The sequence below is a fragment of the Okeania sp. SIO2F4 genome (assembly GCF_010672385.1).
Lineage (GTDB): Bacteria > Cyanobacteriota > Cyanobacteriia > Cyanobacteriales > Microcoleaceae > Trichodesmium.
Genome location: NZ_JAAHGT010001318.1, coordinates 1 through 1,792, shown reverse-complemented (window position 1 = coordinate 1,792; position 1,792 = coordinate 1). Strand labels below are relative to the sequence as shown.

Annotated in this window: 1 protein-coding gene; it reads left to right on the top strand. The window is 40.6% G+C overall.

The window, feature by feature from the left end:
- Positions 1-54 precede the first annotated feature (54 nt).
- A complete protein-coding gene (locus tag F6K22_RS40035; protein ID WP_293110646.1) occupies positions 55-1,641 on the top strand; it encodes an NAD(P)H-quinone oxidoreductase subunit 4 in 1,587 nt (528 codons plus the stop codon).
- Positions 1,642-1,792 lie beyond the last annotated feature (151 nt).

The following is a 1,792-nucleotide window of genomic DNA, read 5'->3' as shown; positions in this document are numbered from 1 at the left end:
CTATGTTGAATGCTCATAACTTTACAAAATTTTCAAAGTGAGACTTAAATATTTATGGCTGATTTTCCTTGGTTGACTACAATCATCCTATTTCCAGTAGTTGCATCTTTGCTAATTCCGATCGTGCCCGATAAAGACGGCAAAACGGTGAGGTGGTACGCCTTAATTGTTGGATTAATTGATTTTGCTATTATCACTTCTGCTTTTTACACAGGTTACGACACTAATAACCCAGAACTACAACTGGTAGAAAGTTACGCTTGGGTACCGCAGCTAGACTTAAATTGGTCAGTGGGAGCTGATGGTTTATCAATGCCATTAATTATTCTGACTGGCTTTATCACCACCCTAGCAATTATGGCAGCGTGGCCTGTAACTTTTAAGCCTAAGTTGTTTTATTTCTTGATGTTGCTAATGTACGGCGGTCAAATTGCTGTATTTGCCGTGCAGGATATGTTGCTGTTTTTCCTTGTTTGGGAATTGGAATTAGTACCTGTTTACCTAATTCTATCTATCTGGGGTGGGAAGAAACGTTTGTATGCAGCAACTAAGTTTATTCTTTATACTGCAGGTGGTTCGCTGTTTATTTTGATAGCCGCGTTAACAATGGCGTTTTATGGCGATACTGTTACGTTTGATATGAGAGCGGTTGCTGCGAAAGATTACGCTCTGAATCTGCAATTGTTGTTATATGGAGCGTTTTTGATTGCCTATGCTGTGAAGTTACCAATTTTCCCATTACATACTTGGTTACCTGATGCTCACGGGGAAGCAACCGCACCCGCTCATATGTTACTGGCAGGAATTCTGCTAAAAATGGGTGGTTATGCTCTACTGCGGATGAATGCCGGAATGTTGCCGGATGCTCATGCGGTGTTTGCTCCTATATTAGTAATTTTGGGGGTTGTGAATATTGTCTATGCTGCTTTAACGTCGTTTGCTCAACGAAACCTGAAGCGGAAAATTGCCTATTCTTCGATTTCTCACATGGGATTTGTCTTAATTGGTATGGCTTCCTTTACCGATATTGGTATGAGTGGAGCTGTGCTGCAAATGATTTCCCACGGTTTGATTGGAGCGAGTTTGTTCTTTTTAGTGGGAGCTACTTATGACCGTACCCATACTTTAATTTTAGATGAAATGGGTGGTGTCGGTAAGAGAATGAAGAAAGTTTTCGCTATGTGGACGACTTGTTCGATGGCATCTTTAGCATTACCAGGAATGAGTGGTTTTGTGGCTGAGGTGATGGTATTTATTGGTTTTGCCACCAGTGATGCTTATAATCCAACTTTCAAAGTCTTGGTAATTTTCTTGGCAGCAGTAGGAGTAATTTTGACTCCAATTTATCTGTTGTCAATGTTGCGGGAAATTTTGTTTGGTCCTGAGAATAAGGAGTTGGTAGAACACGAAGTTCTCAAGGATGCGGAACCTCGCGAGGTGTTTATTATTGGCTGTTTGTTAGTACCAATTATTGGGATAGGTTTGTATCCTAAGATTGTGACTCAGATTTATGATGCGACAACTGTGCAGTTAACAGCGCGGTTGCGAGATTCAGTGCCGCTGTTGATGGAGTCTGAAAAGGTTGCATTAACAGATGGAAGTGAATCGCTGATGCGTGCGCCTGCGATTAAGATTAAGTAGTGCGAGGTAGTTGAAAAATTTAGAGTCCTGATTAAAAACCCAGTAGTTCGGTTAGCCGTTCTATTGGGTATTTTGTTTGTATTTCTTAGTCAAATTTTGTATTCCCATTGTCGAATTATCTCAATAGGTCTACTATCATTGAAGGTTAATG